This window comes from Kordia sp. E (assembly GCF_056033805.1).
Window position 1 is genome coordinate 21442 of sequence record NZ_JBRASR010000006.1, and the last position, 18558, is coordinate 39999.

General features: G+C 28.8%; 20 protein-coding genes and 1 pseudogene. 15 read left to right on the forward strand and 6 right to left on the reverse strand.

Going from position 1 to position 18558, the window contains the following annotated elements:
- Positions 1-74 precede the first annotated feature (74 nt).
- The 5 genes and pseudogenes from ACUUYC_RS22080 to ACUUYC_RS22100 all read right to left on the reverse strand — a co-directional run.
- A pseudogene (locus ACUUYC_RS22080) lies at positions 75-881 on the reverse strand (recombinase family protein); the annotation flags it as partial.
- On the reverse strand, positions 838-1038 hold the full coding sequence (locus tag ACUUYC_RS22085; protein ID WP_474269460.1) for a hypothetical protein: 201 nt from the start codon (positions 1036-1038) through the stop codon (positions 838-840). The pseudogene ACUUYC_RS22080 and the gene ACUUYC_RS22085, both read right to left, overlap by 44 nt.
- 400 nt (positions 1039-1438) lie before the next feature.
- A complete protein-coding gene (locus tag ACUUYC_RS22090; RefSeq protein ID WP_474269462.1) occupies positions 1439-1681 on the reverse strand; it encodes a hypothetical protein in 243 nt (80 codons plus the stop codon).
- Between the two features lie 1824 nt (positions 1682-3505).
- A complete protein-coding gene (locus ACUUYC_RS22095; protein ID WP_474269463.1) occupies positions 3506-4423 on the reverse strand; it encodes a tetratricopeptide repeat protein in 918 nt (305 codons plus the stop codon).
- A 16-nt stretch (positions 4424-4439) separates the two neighbouring features.
- Complete coding sequence (locus ACUUYC_RS22100) at positions 4440-5159, reverse strand: hypothetical protein (protein ID WP_474269465.1); 720 nt, start codon at positions 5157-5159, stop codon at positions 4440-4442.
- Positions 5160-5530: 371 nt separating this feature from the next.
- Between ACUUYC_RS22100 and ACUUYC_RS22105 the strand changes: the two genes are divergently transcribed.
- From ACUUYC_RS22105 to ACUUYC_RS22160, 12 genes are all read left to right on the forward strand, one after another.
- Positions 5531-5701 carry a hypothetical protein gene (locus ACUUYC_RS22105; RefSeq protein WP_474269467.1) on the forward strand — a complete coding sequence of 57 codons (171 nt, stop codon included), beginning with the start codon at positions 5531-5533 and terminating at the stop codon, positions 5699-5701.
- Positions 5702-5731: 30 nt separating this feature from the next.
- On the forward strand, positions 5732-7420 hold the full coding sequence (locus ACUUYC_RS22110) for a tetratricopeptide repeat-containing sensor histidine kinase (protein WP_474269468.1): 1689 nt from the start codon (positions 5732-5734) through the stop codon (positions 7418-7420).
- Complete coding sequence (locus tag ACUUYC_RS22115; RefSeq protein ID WP_474269470.1) at positions 7383-8099, forward strand: DNA-binding response regulator; 717 nt, start codon at positions 7383-7385, stop codon at positions 8097-8099. Before ACUUYC_RS22110 ends, ACUUYC_RS22115 begins: the two co-directional genes overlap by 38 nt.
- A 97-nt stretch (positions 8100-8196) precedes the next feature.
- Positions 8197-8523 (forward strand): GIY-YIG nuclease family protein, encoded by a 327-nt coding sequence (locus ACUUYC_RS22120; protein WP_474269472.1) that lies wholly within the window; start codon positions 8197-8199, stop codon positions 8521-8523.
- Between the two features lie 24 nt (positions 8524-8547).
- Positions 8548-9096 (forward strand): hypothetical protein, encoded by a 549-nt coding sequence (locus tag ACUUYC_RS22125; RefSeq protein WP_474269474.1) that lies wholly within the window; start codon positions 8548-8550, stop codon positions 9094-9096.
- A gap of 440 nt (positions 9097-9536) precedes the next feature.
- Positions 9537-9776, forward strand: coding sequence for a hypothetical protein (locus ACUUYC_RS22130; protein WP_474269476.1), 240 nt, complete (start codon positions 9537-9539; stop codon positions 9774-9776).
- An 18-nt stretch (positions 9777-9794) separates the two neighbouring features.
- The gene (locus tag ACUUYC_RS22135) at positions 9795-10187 is read left to right on the forward strand and encodes a hypothetical protein (RefSeq protein ID WP_474269478.1); all 393 of its coding nucleotides are present in this window, start codon (positions 9795-9797) and stop codon (positions 10185-10187) included.
- A gap of 3 nt (positions 10188-10190) precedes the next feature.
- Positions 10191-11456, forward strand: a complete 1266-nt coding sequence (locus tag ACUUYC_RS22140) for an ABC transporter permease (protein WP_474269480.1) — start codon at positions 10191-10193, stop codon at positions 11454-11456.
- Positions 11457-11459: 3 nt separating this feature from the next.
- Positions 11460-12371 (forward strand): hypothetical protein, encoded by a 912-nt coding sequence (locus tag ACUUYC_RS22145; protein ID WP_474269482.1) that lies wholly within the window; start codon positions 11460-11462, stop codon positions 12369-12371.
- Between the two features lie 91 nt (positions 12372-12462).
- Complete coding sequence (locus ACUUYC_RS22150) at positions 12463-12612, forward strand: hypothetical protein (RefSeq protein ID WP_474269484.1); 150 nt, start codon at positions 12463-12465, stop codon at positions 12610-12612.
- Positions 12613-12939: 327 nt separating this feature from the next.
- The gene (locus ACUUYC_RS22155; RefSeq protein WP_474269486.1) at positions 12940-13071 is read left to right on the forward strand and encodes a hypothetical protein; all 132 of its coding nucleotides are present in this window, start codon (positions 12940-12942) and stop codon (positions 13069-13071) included.
- A gap of 495 nt (positions 13072-13566) precedes the next feature.
- Complete coding sequence (locus tag ACUUYC_RS22160) at positions 13567-13839, forward strand: hypothetical protein (RefSeq protein ID WP_474269488.1); 273 nt, start codon at positions 13567-13569, stop codon at positions 13837-13839.
- On the opposite strand, the gene ACUUYC_RS22165 is transcribed toward ACUUYC_RS22160, so the two are convergent.
- A complete protein-coding gene (locus tag ACUUYC_RS22165) occupies positions 13822-14238 on the reverse strand; it encodes a hypothetical protein (RefSeq protein ID WP_474269490.1) in 417 nt (138 codons plus the stop codon). The two genes, ACUUYC_RS22160 and ACUUYC_RS22165, sit on opposite strands and share 18 nt — an antisense overlap.
- 377 nt (positions 14239-14615) lie before the next feature.
- On the opposite strand from ACUUYC_RS22165, the gene ACUUYC_RS22170 reads away from it, so the two are divergent.
- Genes ACUUYC_RS22170 through ACUUYC_RS22180 form a run of 3 tightly spaced genes read left to right on the forward strand, consistent with a single transcriptional unit; the run spans position 14616 to position 18190 of the window.
- Positions 14616-16655: a hypothetical protein gene (locus ACUUYC_RS22170; RefSeq protein ID WP_474269491.1), complete on the forward strand. Its 2040-nt coding sequence runs from the start codon at positions 14616-14618 to the stop codon at positions 16653-16655.
- A gap of 18 nt (positions 16656-16673) precedes the next feature.
- Positions 16674-17438, forward strand: a complete 765-nt coding sequence (locus ACUUYC_RS22175) for a PoNe immunity protein domain-containing protein (protein ID WP_474269493.1) — start codon at positions 16674-16676, stop codon at positions 17436-17438.
- Complete coding sequence (locus ACUUYC_RS22180; RefSeq protein ID WP_474269495.1) at positions 17435-18190, forward strand: hypothetical protein; 756 nt, start codon at positions 17435-17437, stop codon at positions 18188-18190. The genes ACUUYC_RS22175 and ACUUYC_RS22180 overlap by 4 nt, the downstream gene beginning before the upstream one ends.
- Positions 18191-18558: the final 368 nt, after the last annotated feature.

Below are 18558 nucleotides of genomic sequence, written 5' to 3' on the forward strand. Positions count from 1 at the left end.
AGAGGTAAGTTAGTATTTGCTTTATGTTGTTTGTAATTATGTGGATTGTTTAATTGTAAACCACTAGCCCTTAAAAACATTTCTTTAGATACAATTGCAGGATGTTTCCCTTCTATTATTTCTCCGTCTAATAAGTTATGTGCAATCAATCCGCAATACACAGGATTCTTGAAAATTTTAGTAATATGTTGTCGAAACATTTTTATACCATGTTTTTTAAGACGTTCAATAATTTGTGTATTTGTGAGTCCTTCATTTACTTTCCAAAGAAATATATTCTTTATTGTTAAGGCGTTTTTATCTTGGACAATAATAGGTGTATTATTTTTATCTCTAGCGTTTACATATCCCAAAGGAGCTTTTCCCATCCAATAACCATTTAATAGACGTTGACGCATTCCCATAACTGTCTTATCTCTTCTTTGGTCATTATCATACTTACTAAATAATAGATTTAAATTTTGAAAGAATGTTCCTGTGGATGTTTCTACATCTACAGGTTGTGTTACAGATAATACATGAATTCCTATTTTCTTTAATTCCTCTACAGTAGCAATAGCACTCGCACCTGCTCTTGAAAAACGATCTATACTATACACGATGATAAACGATATTTTATTTCGCTTGACATAGGTTATCATTTTAGAAAATTCTTTACGATCATCAGTTTTAGCACTTTCATACGTGCCTCCAAAATAAGATGAGATATTTAGTTTCAAACGTGATGCGTATGAAGTACATTGTATATTTTGACTTTCTAAACTGGTATTGTCTTCTTGCTTCGATCCTGAAACTCTTGTGTAGATCACCGCATTATTATTACGAATAATTTTTTGCTTATTCTGCTTTGCGAAACTTTGAAACTGATTCAGATTGCTCATAGTTTGTAACGATGTTATGCGTTAATAGTGATAATTCTTTTAAAGTATTAATAATATGACTTGCTTCTTCATTAGACACATCAGCAAAACCATCGAAAGCTTTTAACTCTTCGATAGTGATAACTTTTAATGTTTTTATGTCTTTTGAAATCTTCATATAAAGGAACTATCTTATCATACATTGTTGCTAGTAAAGAGCAACAATTTGTAATTCCCATTTTAATTCTTGTAAAATTTCTAAAAATCATATCTTCTATAGTACAAAAAAATAAAAGACTTGGCAACTGCATCGCTATTAATTAATAGTTAAAATCTTACAATTTTAATTTTAAGGGAATTATTAATTTCTATATCATTATTTTTAAACTTATACCTATACTCATGTAAAGGTTCTAAAGAAAAAAATAGTACTGGTAGTATTCGGTAGGTTATGGTCGAGTTTTGTTCAACTTTTTAGCTATTTTAATTTTCAATACGTTTAAACAATCACAAAGTTTAGTTGAAAAAAAGTAATGAATTATGTATATGCGTGTTTATAAACGGATAAGGATGGCTAGTTAATTTCTACGAGCATTTTTTAAGTTGCGAGTTGCTTTTACAAGTTCAGCGTATCCATTTATAAAATGCTTAGAGATATAAAGGAATCCATAAATTGAAGCTCCAATAATTACAACTTTTGTAATAGGATGCTTTAAAACTTCTTTTATCTTTATAATTGGTTTTGCTATTTTTGGTATTGATTTAATATCTAATTGATCTGTTATAGATCGTCGTCTTTTTCTTGTTCTATTCTTTTGCATACATAATTTAGTTTACTAATTGGAATACCCTATTCTAGTTTGGCTTATAATTAATTTAACGTGACACAAACTCTCTAAACTTTGATCGTCAATTTGAAAGCGCATAAGGTCTCTAAACCTACTTTCAATACAAATATGAAATGAATTGCTTGAATATCATTTGTACACTTTTGTCACTCGCGACGTAAAAAGATTTGGAATATTCAAAAAAAGAAAAAGCCATTGATATTTATTTATGGCTTTAGCATTGCTACTTATATATTTCTTTTATAAAAGGTTGACGTTTTATTTATCAAACATTTATGTTTTCTTTATATGAATTTTATTTTAGAGAAGTCATCATCTATACACATGCTTGGCTAAATGGCTTATCTAAATAATGAATAATTTCAGAATCTTTTAAAATTGATTGAAAAATGCTTTTCTACACAAGAAATAAAATTTTTATTTTTAAAAAAAATATCAATCGATTAACATTCAGTGAGTTATAATTAATTATGTAAAAAAACTAAACGAATTATTCTCAAAATTTCGAGAAATATTCATATAAAAAGAATGAAAATTTTCATGAAACTTCTAAGAAATTTTCAGTAGTGTTGGATTATTTTTCATAGAAATTTCATAAAAAGTTCACACATTATTCATCAAACATTCATGCCGAGTTTATGTGTTTATGTGTTTATGTGTTTATGTGTTTATGTGTTTATGTGTTTATCGTAAATAAATAAAATGGTATAAAAAATCAAGATTGGAATCAGAACAATTTTACGTTTTTGCATTGAATGATTTATGATGTCGTTTTTCTTCAAATGCTTAAAAACTCCTCTCTTAAGAAGTAGTAACAAATTCACTCGTATTAAAACTCCTGGTTAAGGAAGTAGCTAGAATATAAAACTTGTTCTTTAGGAAGCAGGAACTACTCCCTAAAGGACGAGCAACAAACTCATTCATTCCATGAAACTCCTTGCTTAAGGAGTAGTAACAAATTCACTCATATTAAAAACTCCCTCTTAAGGAAGTAGTAATAATACAGCCGTTTTTTAAACTTGTTCTTAAAGAGGTAGTAGCAAACTTCCTCTTTTACAGTACTTACTGTCAATATGCAGTTTACAGAATGCTTGTATTCTGAAAAAAGAATACGAAAACTAGGAAAATCAAAATTGTTTAATCAATTCTATAAAGTAATTTTGAATGGTAAGAATGAAGATATTCTTAAATCTACTTAAATCTGTATCATGAATTTAAAAAAAATACTATTTCAAGCTACTTTAAATATTAGTTGAAAGTTTGACAAATATTCAAGTAAAACTTCAGAAAAAACAATTAAACTTTTATCAAATGTTGAATAGAAGTTTGACGAAACTTCGATGAACATCTACATGAAGTCACAAATAACTTTGACCAAAAAATGCAGAAATTTCATGAAAAACTAATTAAAATTTCATGAAATATTTGCCAAAACTTTGATGAAACTCCAATGATTATTTATAAAAAACTCAATTAAATCTTTATGAAAAAGGTATTTAATTACATTCCTTTTTCTTGAGCATACTTCAAATTAGAAAGCTCCATTTCCATTTTCCTATACTTTCTTGATTTAGATAAATAAGAAATAATCCTATGATAAAAAGGATTATGCTTATGAATAATACTATGAAACCTGTTGACTTTAACTCATTCCTCTGAAAATACTTCATCTTGTCAAATTCAGATGCAGCTAATACTAGTACTCCATAAGAATTCATTAAAAAGCTTACGATTATTAAGATAATTCCAATTATTTTTTTCATGTTCTATTTTTTTAGGGTCAATAATTCTAAATTTTTAATTGCATTCAACTGTATAAACTTTGTATGGAATATTAAGAATTCTACACACACCACCATGATGAGAACATGCACCTCTACCAGTAGCAGAACTTGTAGTACCATCGCAACACTTTGATTGCTGATAATAACGTGTTTTAGCACTGAGTTCTCTATATTCATGACAAGCGTCTTTATGACCTAATTCTGCAGCTTTTTTAAGATGTGATTTTGCACTTCTTTTGCTTCCTCTATTCAAATAACCAATACCTAAGTTGTATAAAAACATATCATTATTGGGTTCTGCTTTAACGGCTTTTTTAAACTGAGACAATGCACTTTTATTTTTATGCATTCGAGAATATAAAACTCCAACCTTATTATAAAACGTGCCTGTGTGTTTATACTCTTTGCTGAGTTGTAAATAGAGATTGATAGTTTCAAGCGTATCACCAATGGTTAAATACTTCTCAGCAGCATATTCCATGATTTCTATATGTTTTAAGGAATCATTTTTATAAAGTTTTATTTCTTCTCTGAGTAATTCCTTTGCTTTTTCTTTTTCTCCATGTTGTAAATCCCAATTGATTAATTCCTGTATTCGAACGTTTTTTAAAGAATCGGTCTTAGCAAATGTTAGAGTACGTTTGAAATCTTCTTTACTGTGTAAAGTATCTTGTAATTCATACAAAATTTTCCCTCTAAACTCATAGTATTCCGAATTGGTACTATCTTCATGTATGGCTTCATTAATGAATGTTAAGGCTTTTGAATAATCTTTATATCTATATTCAAATTTGGCTTTTGAATAGAAGTCTTTTTTAGTTTCTAAGTCATTATCTTCTTTTGTTTCTGGCAAAAGATTTCCAATAATCATTATTAGAATAATAACTCCAATTGCAATTAAACAACCTTTACCGTTTTTCTTTTTTTTCATTGTATGTGTTTTATAATTATTTATCAAGGAGGTTTAACGAATCTTTATTACAGATATATTTATCTATAATATGATCGCTAATTGGTTTTAGAGCTTTGCCTGTTTCTGGGTGATAGTCTAGTTCAGTAAAATATTCGAGTTCTCTTTTTTTATTCTTTTGATACCAAATATTTGCAGTTCCATCTGGTTTGAAGAATTTTGTCGAATCACAGTTTGCATTTATTCTTTTGAAATGCTCGATTTTATATGCATCATAAATTTTTAATTGATTGAAATCATATTTGTTTAAATCAAAATTTACTTCTATAAATTCAGTTTCATTCCAAATCATCCAACGTTGTTCAGTAAGTTCAAAAATGGAATAGGTTACAATTAGGATAAACACAACAATAGCATAGTCTTTATATTTTTTTAGAATACTAATAGTTGTTGAATCATCATTTGTGCTAATAGTAGGAGGTTGTTGTATTTCATTCTTTTTCACAAAATCTTCATAAGTATTGTATTCTAAATATTTTGCTACTGCGCTTAATAATTCAGTACTAGGGTTCTTGTCACGCTCAGTACTTTTTTCAACAAATTGCTCATAGTAACGAGAAAACGTAATCTTACTTGTAGGAAATTTAAGTTTCTCATCAAATGCTTTCTCTAAATGCGAAGCAATCCCATTTTTTGTAGTCTTTCCACTTTGTTGTTCAGCTTTTTTAAATGCTTCTAAGAATAGTTTTTCTCTCATAAAAGTTGATGTTAGTGTTTATCATAAGTTCAACATGAATTACACATAATATGCTCATCAATGTTTATACATAATTGATTACATATTGAGCATTTTGTGTTGACAGTTTTCTTTCATTTTGTTTGTTCATTTGCTTCAGAATTTAATGATGCCTTACTCGCAATAAGGTTTGCGACATTAAATCTTAATGAAGCTATAAGCTAAAGTTGTATTACACGTGGGAAGTGATATTACCTCTTTTGCTTTTAAGCTTCCACTTCCCAAAATCGGAGAGACGTCTCCACATTTTTAGCGTGCGGCTAGTCTGCAATAAGTATCTGAACAACAACTTCGGACAGCCACACTAATGTCAAATTTTTAAACAAAACAAAATGAAGAAAATATATTTTATTATACTCGTGGTTTTCCACATTATAGGATTTCAATCATGTACTCCAGAAGCATTAAATGAAACAACTGTAATTCAAGCATGTTGTGGAGATGAAGGTGAAATACCACCACCTCCGCCACCGCCACCGCCAGGAGATGGAATTGGAGGATAGTATTAGATCATAAATTAGTATTTTAGAGGAATGAAAAATAATACAAATTCATTCCTCTTTTTTGTTGTAATAGTTAGCTTTTTATTTCTAACTAACGGAAAGATATTTGGGCAAAACATTAATGATAGTATTCCATATTATGTTGATAAAGTTCAAAATTTTAAAACTGTTGATGAGTTAAAAAAAGCAAAAGCCTTTTTTGAAGCAAAACTTAAAACTACAAAAGAAGATGATCCCTATGTACTTTATTTTAAGTACAACCTTGCAAGTATTGAGAAAAATATGGGAAACTCCATAGAAGCAGAAAATCTTCTAGTATCTATTCTAAAAGAAATTGATTTACTTCCCAATTCAAATTATAAAACACAATATCAACGATCAGTTCTAAACTTGTTAGGAAATATTTACAGAGCACAAAGAAATAAAGTGAAAGCAATTGAATTATACGATAGGGCATTGCAAAAAGCTAGTTCTCCTTTAGACAGTGCAATAATTTTTAATAATAAATCTAATATTTATAAAGACTTTGAAGAATATATCAAAGCTAAAAAAGAATTATTAAACGCATATCATCTTTTTCCTAAATTTAAAGATACACTTGAACAGGCTAGAATACTTGATAATATAGGATATGTATATACTAGATTAGATAGCAGTTCTTTAGGTTTAGAGTTTATAAAAAAAGGATTAAAACTTCGTCAGGAAGTGGGAACTAATACTGAAATTTTTGCGAGTTATCAAAAGCTGATGAAATACTATAAGAATCAAAAAAATGATTCGCTCTCAAAATTGTATGCAAATAAAGCTTACCAACTCAGTCTAAAAATAAAAACACCTGATTTTAGAGAGAAAGCACTAGGCATGTTAATAGAATTTAACATAGATCCAAAAGTTAGAGAGTATAAAAAGTTAAGTGACAGTCTCTATAGAATAAAATCATCAGAGAATAATAAATATGCAATGTTACAATATGATAGTTCTAAAAAGTTTGAAAGTGCAATATTGAAAGAAAAACTAGAGAAAAAGAAACAAGAAAGAAAAGCTTTATTGTTTGCCTTTTTAGGAGGTTTGATATTTGTAGTATCCATTTTCCTTATCATACTTCAACGCAACCGCAATAAACGACATACTATAGAACTGGTTCATAAAACTGAACGTGATTTTTCTAAAAAGGTACATGACGAACTTGGTAATGACATCTTTTATTTAATGAATCAAATACAATCAAATCCTGCTTCTTTGTTTGAAAAAGAAGGATTGAAAGTTTTAAATGGATTGAGTGATATATATGTAAAAGCTAGAGACATTTCAAAAAAGTATACCAATATTGATACAGGAACCGCATATCATGATGAATTACTTGCTTTATTGAATTCCTTTGGAAATGATACTATCAAAATTGTTACGAATGAAATTACGCCTGATTTTTGGGAAACTGTTGCTCCATTAAAAAAAGAACAATTATACAGAGTACTTCAAGAACTACTAACCAATATGAAAAAGCATAGCGAAGCTTCTTTAGTGGCAGTTACATTTACTAAGTATAAGCGCTATATCGTTATAAAATATGTAGATAATGGTAAAGGAGCAGAAGCAACTCTTCTTTCTAAGAATGGTTTGCATAATGTGGAAAACCGCATGGACGAAATAAAGGGAACTATTACATTTGACACCAATCCTAATGAGGGATTTAAAGCAGAAATACGATTTATCGCGTAAAATTTATAATATGGTATTTAAAAAGATCTTAGTAGCAGAAGATACAGATAGTAATAATGTTGGCTTAGTTGCTAAATTGAATGATTTAGAGATTGAAATAGTAGAATCTTCACAATCTTGTGATGGAGCATTATTAAAAATTAAAAAAGGGTTGCATGAAAAGAAACCTTTTGATCTACTCATTAGTGATTTGTCCTTTGTAGCTTCAACTCCAAACCCTAAAATTAATTCAGGAGAAGAACTTATAGCATCGATAAAAGAAATACAACCCAGTATAAAAATTATTGCCTTCTCTGTTAATAACCAACAAAGTGTTATTAAAGACCTTTTAAATGAAGTCAATATTGAAGGATACGTATGTAAAGGTCTTCACGGTTTAAAAGAACTTCATAGCGCGATATTAGCTATTAGTGAAGGACAACAATATATATGTCCAGTAGCAAAGGCTACTCTAGAACAAAAAAATGTTTTTCAACTAGATGATTTTGAAAAACAATTACTTCAATTAGTTGCTAATGGATATAAACAGGATGATATTTCAGAATATTTTAAATCCAGAAATATATCACCTAATAGTAGACGTTCTATAGAAGATCGTCTGAGTAGACTTCGCGATAATTTTAATGCAACTACCACTTCGCAGCTTATTTACCTTGCTCAAAGCTTAGATCTTATCTAATTTCTTTTCCCTTTATTTTTTACGACCGTGGATTTCCACAAGTGATTGATTCATAATCAGATTAAGTTTGGACTATAAAACTTAAAAAGATTATAAAATGGCAAAATTAGGCACAATCAATTTAGAAGGGTGTTCAGGGGAAAAATACCAATTTGATGTTTATCCTTGGGGAACAAGTTTTAAGGCTCTTGGAGCTATATATTTTATTAGTAGAGTAATTGATAATAGTCATACACCAATCTACTTAGGAATTACAGGGGATTTATCTACACGATTTAATGATCACCATAAGCAGGAATGCTTTGAAGAACATGAAGTAAACTGTATTTCAATTTATCTATGCTCTTCTGAAAAAGAAAGAGAAAAAATAGAGAAAGACATATTGTGCAAGTATGATTTCCCATGCAATGAAATGAATAATTAATATATACTCACAAAAAATATAAAAATGAAAGACCTAAGAATAATATTGATTATACTAATTGCCGTATTGAATAGCAATTTCACACTAGCTCAGACACAAGAATCTAGGGAATCTAAAATGCTAGATTTTGTTTCTAAAAAAGGTGTTATTATCAAGTTTGAAGATTTTGACTTACCAAGTTTGAAGACTACATACAATACTTGTGAGTCAAAAATCAGAAAAATAATATCAGGAAGTGAAATCAAATACTTTCTTCAAATTTCTAACAAAGGAAAGTACAGTTCAGTAACATCTTCAATTGCATATGAAGACATTGTTGAAATTCAAAAAGCCTTAATTGCTTTGCAAACACAAACTACTAAGGATATTTCTACAAAGGCTAATTATTTGGAAAATAAATTTATAAGTGATGATGAATTGCAAATAGGTTATTATGTAAATAAAAATAAAATTGTATGGTATATGAAATTAGATTCTGGGAATGATGGTACTATATTTTTTAAAACTTATGAACCTTTATTGAATGCATTTAAGCTAGGTAAAGAAAAAATTATCTTGTTGAAACAAGAATAAATTATTGATTACATATTGTTTTTTATTTCGAAATAGTTATGAAACCAATTCGCTACATCATTTTTATTCTGTTATCTCTAACGTTTTCAAGTGCAATATCACAGACAGTATATACCACTAAAACAGGAAAAAAGTATCATAGGTCTTATTGTAAATACTTAAAGTATTCAAAAAAAGAAATAAAGCTCGCTAAAGCGCTTTCTTTCGGTTACAAGGCTTGTAAAGTATGCAAGCCCAAATTAAAGACTACAAAAGTCAATGATTCCATAATTCAAACAATTTCTAGTAAGCCAAAAGGTAAAAATTCAATATCAATTAAAAGAAACTATTTTGTTCAATGTTCTGGACGAACAAAATCGGGAAGAAGATGTAAACGAAAAACTAAAAATGCTAGTGGAAGATGCTGGCAACACTAATTAATCAATAAAATATTTTAACGAATGAAAAAACTAATCATAATACTAATTACAATCGGTTTTGTAAGCTTATCAGCCTGCACAAGTTCTGATGACACAGCAGAAACTGAAATACAAGCTACAACCGGAACTACAACCGAAGTAGATATAAAATGTGGGTTTCATAATGGAAATCAACTCTGGAAAGGACCAGAAGGAGGTTGTTATTACATAAATAGTAATGGCAACAAAACATATGTAGATAGAGATGAATGTGATTGTTAATTCTAAAAACTATACCAAATGATAACAAACGAATTAAAAAGTCATTTTTTAAGACTCTATCAAATAGCTTTTGCAGATGATGAATTTGATATTCTTGAGTTGCAAATGCTCTATAAGTTTGCAGAAGAAAGAGGAATTTCTAAAGAACAACTAAACAATATTCTATTGAATCCATCACATGATTCTTCGATTCCGGAATCTTTGGAAAAGAGAATTGAGTATTTATATGATTTGGCACTCATGGTTTGGGCAGATAAGAAAGTTACAGATGATGAATACATAGCTTTAAAAAAGTATTGTAAGAAGTTTGGATTTCTTGATGAAAATATAATAGATATCGTTGACTATTTAATAGACTGTGCCAAGAAAAACATGGCAAAAGAAGAAGTTATAAAAGCAATTAATTCCTAAGTAATGAAGTCACTAAAAAATTTATTTAAACTAAAAGATAGTTCACCTTCGACATTGGAAGGTGAAAACACAGAAGAAGCTAGAGAACAACTGCGAATAACATATTACCAAAGTGGTTATGGAGCTGCTAAAAAGGCTTCTGGAGGAGCAATTACATTTGGTGTTGGATTAAAGAATTTATACAATAGTTTTGAAAATTTATGTCGTAAACAATTGAATGAACAAAGAATTCTAAAACAACCGTATGTAGAAGAACAAGAAAAAGAACAAACGGAACTCAAAAAGAGAGAAACTGTTATTTCAATATACGAAGAACAAAAGCAAAAAATTATTGAAAATATTGATGTGCATAAACATGATATGATCAATGTAAAGCAACATCCTGATAAGTATGGAATTGACACTGATAAAAGACCACAAGCTCAGTTTTATATAGGGTTATTGCTACTCTTCCCAATTACAATATATCTGTTTGTATTTTATATATCAGCTTCCTATTCGTCATTTTTTAAGAATTTTGAAAGTGATAGTTTAACAGCCGCAATATTTGATGGAAATGCTTTAGGGAAAGCAATTTCCGATGGATGGCTTGAAGCGTTGTTTGTTGGAACAATTCCTTTTGTATTTATGGGCTTAGGATACCTCATTCATATGTTTCAAAAAATTAAAAAAGCAATGTCGATTGTAAAACTTGCGGCATTATTTATACTGACTTTTATGTTTGATGTCATACTAGCATATTTAATTGAAAAGAAAATATTCGATTTTGAAAGAGTTCTTGGGGAGAGTTTTTCCCCTTCTATTGCTTTAAAAAGTGTGAATTTTTGGGGAATCATATTTGCAGGGTTTGTAGTATATATTATTTGGGGGGTAGTATTTGATTTTGTAATGAAAGAGCATGAAAATGTTGACAAAATAAAATCCTTTATCAGAAACAAAAAACAACAGATTAGAAACGAGTTAGAAAAAATAGAAAAACTGACACTAAAAATGGACACTATTAAACAAGAGATAACATCAATTAATGGTAGTATCTCTGAACTTCAATCAAAAATTGATGGTTTTGTATTTCCTGTCAAAGAGTATCTTCATTATCATTATCAGTACAAAGAAGGATGGTATCAGGCAATAAATGCAGAAATAGCACTTCCTGGTAAAGAAAAAAATGAATTGAAAGAACGTTGTGAAGAAGTTTCAAAGATACACTTACAAGAATTACAAATAAATGAAGTTATGAATCATCAACAGTTAGTGTTTACTAAAAATTAAGTCATGAAAAGAAAACTACGAATACTTGTTTCTATTTTAGTATTGTTTATTGTGTCATGCGAAAACGATGTGAAAAAGGAAACTATAAAAGAAGATTTAAAAGTTAATACAGCAAAGTCTGTATCAACAAAAAATCAAAACTTAAACATTAGCTTTCTACTAGATTTATCAGACAGAATAAATCCTAAAAAATATCCGAATGCTTCTATGGAATTTTATTTGAGAGACGCAGCTTATATTAAGTCAGTTTCGGATGTTTTTATTACACATCTTGAAAATAAGAAAGTAAGAAGTATGAATGATAAAATACAATTATACTTTGATCCAGAACCTAAAAGTCAAAATATAAATGAACTCTCTCAATCTTTACGATATGAAGTAGATAGAAGTAATGTGTCATTAGAAATACTAGAAGAAATTAAAAAAGCATATGCCACTAAACCTCAAAATATTTATGAGTCAGCAATTAAAGATAACACATATGTAGGTTCAGATACATGGCGTTTCTTTAAAAATAAAATAGATGATTTTTGCATTTTAGAAGATCATAGAAATATATTGGTTATACTTACTGATGGTTATATATATCATAAAAATACAATCTTAAAAGAAGACAATCAAACTTCATATTTGACTCCACAATTAATTAGAAAAAATAAACTCAATGATAATAACTGGAAAGACAAAATGAATTCAAAAGATTATGGATTTATTGTTGCTAACGAAAATTTAGACAAACTAGAAATTCTAGTTTTAGGAATTAATCCAGACAAAAAAAATCCATATGAAGAAGACATTATTTTAAAATACTGGACTGATTGGTTTCGTAAAATGAAAGTAAGTAAATATGAAGTTAAAACGGCTATATTGCCTTCAAACATGGATAAGATCATAAAGGACTTCGTACTAAATTAAAAAACGTCAAAACATATACAGTTGTGTATTTCCACAAGGTTTTAAATGCTAATGAATTTAGATTTGTAATATAACACTAAAAAATAAAATCATGGCAGTAAAACATACTCCAACGGGAGTAGTACACAGCGGAAGTAAAGGAGGAACAACAGGGTGTGGCTTTGACACAACAGAACATTCTCATCATTGGGTAAGTAGTAACAGTAAAATTGATTGTGATAAGAATGGTTGTAAAAACTAATTAAATTTTACTAAAAACAAAAAGTGAAGCCTTGTAGTATATTGCAAAGCTTCACTTTTTGTTTTTTTAATTAACGTTGATTTCTAAGGAAAACCGTAATATACTTTTCTTTTTTATATCTAAGCATAACTTTAGATTCTCTACAAACTATCTTTATTTTATGGTTTTACTATAGTACTATTGTAAACATTTTATTACTTTTGTTATACTTCCCTTAAGCTTTTATATAATTTTTATAACTAACCGCTAATTATCTATTTGTAATAGCGAATCAAAAAAAGATTATAGTAATTTTCTTATTGAATTTTAATTAGAAAACCTATAATCATGAGAAAATTAATTGCAATTTTTGCATGCATATCTATGATGGCATGCACACCGACAAGCGTAGAAAATGAAACAGAACACTTCGGAATTGATAAAGACAAAGTCGAAACACCAACTACAAGAGGAAATTAAAAATCCTACTAAGATTTTCACTTATGAACTTTTGGGTAATATACTTATTATTCTAAGTGGTGTATTACCCTTTGTTCATGTAATAGTACACGATAAACCTTTAGAAGATAAGTTTTTTGGCTATACTAGTGTGCATCGTTTTTTGTATTCGGTAGGGACGCATAGTAGTTTACTGTTCTTGGCAATAGGAATGTTTGTTATCATATCTATTTTACTAAAAAAGGAAGATATCGGGCTTACATTAAAGTATTTAAAATTGAGTTTATATTCCCCATGTTTATCAGCTATATTCTTTGTTAGCTGGGTGTTTATCCCACAAATCAATTATAATATATTGGCGTATATTTTCTTTGCAATTTTAGTAATCATAATTGGAACGCTTATGTTGTTGAAAATTCGTAATTATTTAAAATACCTAAGACAAGTCCATAATTATAAAGAATTATTGTTGAACGAAGGTTTAGAATTTGTTAACCATAAACTTGACAATAAATCATGAAAAAAGACAAGAAATTATTGGCAAGGATTGCACATTTTAAGCGTGAGCTATATAAGTTTAAATCAGGGAATTTATCTGAAGAAGATTTTAGAAAACTATTGTCAGATGAAATATCATATACGAAAAGAAATGTAATTGAACTATATGAAGCTGAGTTAGTAAAAGATCAGAAAGAAATAGAAATCTTAAAAACGATCAAACATAAAATTTTAAATAACATTCAACTCAATTTAGAAGAGAAAGAAGTCATTTTAGCTATTGTCAGTTAACTTTTTAATATCATCTTTCAATTTGCTAATATATAAGTCAGAAGCAGCTTTATCAATCACGACCTTTATAATCTCATTCTCCAACAAGCGTTCTTTATGTTTTGTAAAGTACAATGCAAATTCATCATCTGAAATCGTAGAAAACTTATCATCTACTGTTTTTGGTATTACTTGTTCAATATCAAGAAACATAGTTCCCTTACCATGTAATAACCATTCTTCATTAAGTTTGGGAATTATTTTTTTAATACTATATAATATAGAATCGCTAATGGGTTTACGTCCAGTAATCATCATAGATATATAATTAGGATTTACCTCAATCTTAGTTGCAAACGACTTGTTAGAGTCATTATTTGCAACAATTAATTCCTTAAAACGCTTCCCTATTTCAGACATAATCAAAAAAAATAAACAACTTTAGTTGTTAAAATATAACTTTATTTATATATTTGATTTGTATTTATACAGAATAGTATTACTAAAGTTATTTTTTAACTATGATAGGTTTCATTAAAATTCAAAAATTAATGACTGCTGTAGTACTATTCTAAATACAAAAAACTAATAAAAGTCCAAGATACTAAAAAACTAAAATAATGAACCTTTAAAATCAATATTAAATACATGAATAATCCCCTAAAATACGGGGAAGATTCTCCTTACATAATTCGCTTTTTTTCATTTTATTACTGGTTGAGTAACGTATAGAAATTTCCCTGTCCCTTAAAACTGAATTGCTTTTTAAGAATAAATAATCTTTAAAAACCAATTTTATGAGAAATCATTTTTTATCCCTTTTTAGACTAGCACTTATTGTGTTGGTATTCCTTACTTTTTCCAATTGTGAAAAAGATGAAATTGTCCAATTAGAAGAAGAACAAACCGTACAAACTATTCTTGACTTTGAAGCTAAAAACGTTTCGGGACAAAAGCTATTTCAAGAGAATAAAGACCTTGATAGACACATATCATCTACATTTTTGAATGATGATGTGCGTGAAGATAATTTGAATTCTGTAATCTATGGAGTCAGTATAAATACGTCAAATGTTCAAGTGATTTCGGGAGAAACTTTTGATAGTTATACTTTTATTGCCAAGCGTGAAGAAGCTACGCCTAATGTACTAGAAAATTATATATTGACCGTTTTTGATGATGGTGGGTATACACAAATGCTAGTAGCGTACCCTTATGTTGTTACTAATGGTGAAATTGAATACATATTTACGCAAGCAACAGCACAATATATAGTTGATGATAATTTATTATTAGGAGAATCAGAATCACCATGCCCTAGCACATCAGAAGAAATAATTGCATGGGAAGATGGCGGATGCATTCCTGTAAATTGTGGAGAAGGAGCTAACCATAGCCCAGGAGAAGCTTGTCATAATGGTGAATATGTTGCTTATTGGCAATGTACTGGTGCATGGGGAGTAATTGGTTGTGTGTATACTGGTGGCGGAATGTACACAGGAACAACTGACCCGAGTAACAATACAACTAATGGTGGTGGAGTGAATACAACCCCACCCCCTTTTAATTACCCATCTACAATTCCTATTGTTCCAAAAATACAAACATTGTTAGGAATTGATGGTATTACGCTTGAAATGAATGAATGGTTGAATGAAAACCCGACTATCAAAGAAAAATTAAAAAAGTTTCTTGACGAAAATAATTGGTCAAGTGAAGCAAAAGAAGAAGTAAAACTAACTATTCAAGCGGAATCAATTGAAAGTAATGAATGGGATTATTCAAGAACAGGAGTAATAAACGGTAAACAATCTTTGACATATGTAGCGGCTTCCGATGGATTTGATCAATCAAATGGCGGAGGTGCATATACCATGTATTTATTAGAAAATGGTCATATATTATGTGAATCAACTACTAGGAGAATAATTAATCCAACTGACGGAAATACAATCGCTTCTCAAGATTATGCAGCAGAAAATTATTATTACGTTCAACTAAATGAAATTGAAGGCGCAACAAATGATGAAGAAGAAGGATTGAAAAATAGATGGTATACTTATCGTATGCCTCCTAATATGAATACTGCTGATTGTATTTCTTGTGGTATAGACTACTTATTTCAATTACTAATAGAAAATTCATTAGTAGCGGCTGGGCGTTATGTTTTACCTATAGAAGATGCATTAATTGTACTAACAGGGGAAGATTTTTATGGAGTAGAATCAAGTGTGGGACTTGCAGGCAGTTTTCTGATATTAGATATAATTGGTGTAGGTCAAGTTATAAAAATACTTAGAGCAGTAAAACATGTAGATGAAGTATTTGAAGTAGTTGAAGCCGTATATCGTTATATGGATGAAATATATGAAACACAAAAGGAAAACATTAAAAAGGTATTGAGAGGAGACATTCCACTAGAGACAGGTAATACTATTAGAAAAGGAAATTTTGGTGAAATGGTTACAGATACGGATTTAACATCATTAGGGTATGAACCATTACATAATAGAATTACAGATATTGATCTCCATTCAGGTAATGGAATTGATGGAGTATTTAAGAATCCACAAACGGGAGAGTACTTAATAGTCGAAAGTAAATTTAACACATCTACTTTGTCGAATACCTTAGATGGTAAACAGATGAGTGATAGTTGGATTTTAGGAACTAATACAGGTACAAATAGATTGGCTCTTGAAGTTGGAACGGAGTTAGCTGATGAAATAATTGAGGAAGGTTACAAACGTATCATTAGTAAAATCGCACCTAATGGATCAAATTACTATCAATTATTAGATAGTGCAGGAAATATTATCGAAATTTGGTTTCCGTGATAATTTAAAAAGTTAAAAATGATTAGAGATATTATAAAGGACAAAAATTATTTTGAAGAAATAATTCAAAGGGATTACAGTAGACTTAATAAGAGAGTAAAAAAAATTGAAGAAGGTCAAATAAAACCCGAAAGAATAAGTATTGTTAAAGATGGTATGTCGGGAACTTATAAAAATATCATTATAGCTCATTATTCACTTGGAGATAACATGAATTCTAAAGAAGTTATTTCTGACTATATCAATGCTGTAAACTTGATGGAAGAAACTTGGTCTCCTAAAGTGTGGAACATGCTAGCTAGTGATTCAACACCATTAAATCAGTATACTTTTTCAGGTTTTTTAGATTTTTCACGGATGTTGTCATTAGGTGTTTTATTAAAGATCCCAAAAAAATATGTTTTAAAGCTTATTAAGTTTATTGATGATGATGGTGTGAAAGATTTTTTTATTGAGTTTCTAATACACTATTTTTTATCAAATAGAGAAACTATTGAACAAGAGAGTTATACAGAATTTTTTCATATAAATGAACGGTACGGAGTTTTAAAAGAAATCATAAATGAAACCAATAAAACATTAGCCGAAGAAAAATTAAAACATTTTTTAGAAAAAAAATGGTATCAATCTTTTAAAGGAACTCCATTATATAATCAGCATAATAATCCACATAATGTATATGTGGGTTATTGGTGCTTTCAAGCTGCTGCTATTACTAAAATTATGGGATTAGATGATAGTACCTATAGAGACAATCAATACTATCCAAAAGATTTATTATGATGCTACGATTTATAGTTTTAATATTATTTTTCACTAATATTTTTAATCTCAATGCACAAGATCAAAAAAAGCTAGGAAGTATTGTTTATTTGAAACATACTTTTATGGCTAACAAGCATTTAAAACTTTCGGATTCTATAATAGAAAAGAAAAAAGCAGGATTTAAAAAATTTGTAACAAAGCATATTGATTCTGTTAATCCTGATAAATTCATTAATTCTATTCCCAAAACTGTATTAGAAGTAAGTGGAGGAGATATAAAGTGTTTGTATACTTTAGACCTGTATGAAAATTTTTATGAGTCAAAATCTAAATGTGATAATGTAAAATATTCAAATACTATAGAAAGATGTCAACAAATTAACAGAGAAACTCTTGAAGGTAATTCAGTTGTAAGAGATATCGAAAAAAACAGCTATAAAATAGGACAGAAATTTAAGGTTAGGAAATTAATACTTTCCGATAACTATGAAATCATAGAAAATCGTAATACTACTAAAGTAATTGAAGGATTTAAGTGTTTTCAAGTAATAGTCAAAAGAAAAAACATAACGAATTCACATCTTACAGTTTATGATTTTGAAATATACGTTACGGAAGAAATAAAACTTAACTACAATCCTGTATGGAATTACAAAGAGTTTCTTAATAAATATTATCCTCTTGAAATTACAAAAAAGCCAAGAAAAGAAATTATGAGCCAAGTGGTAACATGGGAAATTCAAAAAATTCATTTACCTAAAATATACTAAAAATAAAAATTCATGAATTTAATAAATCAATTACTTATTGAAGTGTCAAACTTTTCAGCGGGAATATTTGTACTTCAATTAGTTATAATAATCATTGCTATAGTTGGAATGTTTTATTTTATAAAGTTATGTAAAGCAGTTTACAAATATGTAACTCGTTTTGATTTAGATAATGAGTTACAGAAATAAAAAGAATAACACATCAAAAATGTTTCATTTTTTCACTTTTTTCAAAGCACTTGCTCTAACACGAGTGCTTACATTTAAGATGTGTTATTGATGTAGGATTTACGTAAATCCTGCTGTTTAGGGCAAGGCGGCTAACACGTAAGGCTTACTACACGCCGTCTTGCTATTAAACAAAAGTA

What these genes read in the sequence shown, in the direction of transcription:
- ACUUYC_RS22125 (WP_474269474.1), top strand. Translation starts at nt 8,548, where the DNA reads ATGAAAGACCTAAGAATAATATTGATTATACTAATTGCCGTATTGAAT.
- ACUUYC_RS22170 (WP_474269491.1), top strand. Translation starts at nt 14,616, where the DNA reads ATGAGAAATCATTTTTTATCCCTTTTTAGACTAGCACTTATTGTGTTG.
- ACUUYC_RS22175 (WP_474269493.1), top strand. Translation starts at nt 16,674, where the DNA reads ATGATTAGAGATATTATAAAGGACAAAAATTATTTTGAAGAAATAATT.
- ACUUYC_RS22135 (WP_474269478.1), top strand. Translation starts at nt 9,795, where the DNA reads ATGATAACAAACGAATTAAAAAGTCATTTTTTAAGACTCTATCAAATA.
- ACUUYC_RS22110 (WP_474269468.1), top strand. Translation starts at nt 5,732, where the DNA reads ATGAAAAATAATACAAATTCATTCCTCTTTTTTGTTGTAATAGTTAGC.
- ACUUYC_RS22095 (WP_474269463.1), bottom strand. Translation starts at nt 4,423, where the DNA reads ATGAAAAAAAAGAAAAACGGTAAAGGTTGTTTAATTGCAATTGGAGTT.
- ACUUYC_RS22165 (WP_474269490.1), bottom strand. Translation starts at nt 14,238, where the DNA reads ATGTCTGAAATAGGGAAGCGTTTTAAGGAATTAATTGTTGCAAATAAT.
- ACUUYC_RS22090 (WP_474269462.1), bottom strand. Translation starts at nt 1,681, where the DNA reads ATGCAAAAGAATAGAACAAGAAAAAGACGACGATCTATAACAGATCAA.
- ACUUYC_RS22130 (WP_474269476.1), top strand. Translation starts at nt 9,537, where the DNA reads ATGAAAAAACTAATCATAATACTAATTACAATCGGTTTTGTAAGCTTA.
- ACUUYC_RS22100 (WP_474269465.1), bottom strand. Translation starts at nt 5,159, where the DNA reads ATGAGAGAAAAACTATTCTTAGAAGCATTTAAAAAAGCTGAACAACAA.
- ACUUYC_RS22115 (WP_474269470.1), top strand. Translation starts at nt 7,383, where the DNA reads ATGAGGGATTTAAAGCAGAAATACGATTTATCGCGTAAAATTTATAAT.
- ACUUYC_RS22160 (WP_474269488.1), top strand. Translation starts at nt 13,567, where the DNA reads ATGAAAAAAGACAAGAAATTATTGGCAAGGATTGCACATTTTAAGCGT.
- ACUUYC_RS22140 (WP_474269480.1), top strand. Translation starts at nt 10,191, where the DNA reads ATGAAGTCACTAAAAAATTTATTTAAACTAAAAGATAGTTCACCTTCG.
- ACUUYC_RS22120 (WP_474269472.1), top strand. Translation starts at nt 8,197, where the DNA reads ATGGCAAAATTAGGCACAATCAATTTAGAAGGGTGTTCAGGGGAAAAA.
- ACUUYC_RS22150 (WP_474269484.1), top strand. Translation starts at nt 12,463, where the DNA reads ATGGCAGTAAAACATACTCCAACGGGAGTAGTACACAGCGGAAGTAAA.
- ACUUYC_RS22145 (WP_474269482.1), top strand. Translation starts at nt 11,460, where the DNA reads ATGAAAAGAAAACTACGAATACTTGTTTCTATTTTAGTATTGTTTATT.
- ACUUYC_RS22155 (WP_474269486.1), top strand. Translation starts at nt 12,940, where the DNA reads ATGAGAAAATTAATTGCAATTTTTGCATGCATATCTATGATGGCATGC.
- ACUUYC_RS22085 (WP_474269460.1), bottom strand. Translation starts at nt 1,038, where the DNA reads ATGAAGATTTCAAAAGACATAAAAACATTAAAAGTTATCACTATCGAA.
- ACUUYC_RS22180 (WP_474269495.1), top strand. Translation starts at nt 17,435, where the DNA reads ATGATGCTACGATTTATAGTTTTAATATTATTTTTCACTAATATTTTT.
- ACUUYC_RS22105 (WP_474269467.1), top strand. Translation starts at nt 5,531, where the DNA reads ATGAAGAAAATATATTTTATTATACTCGTGGTTTTCCACATTATAGGA.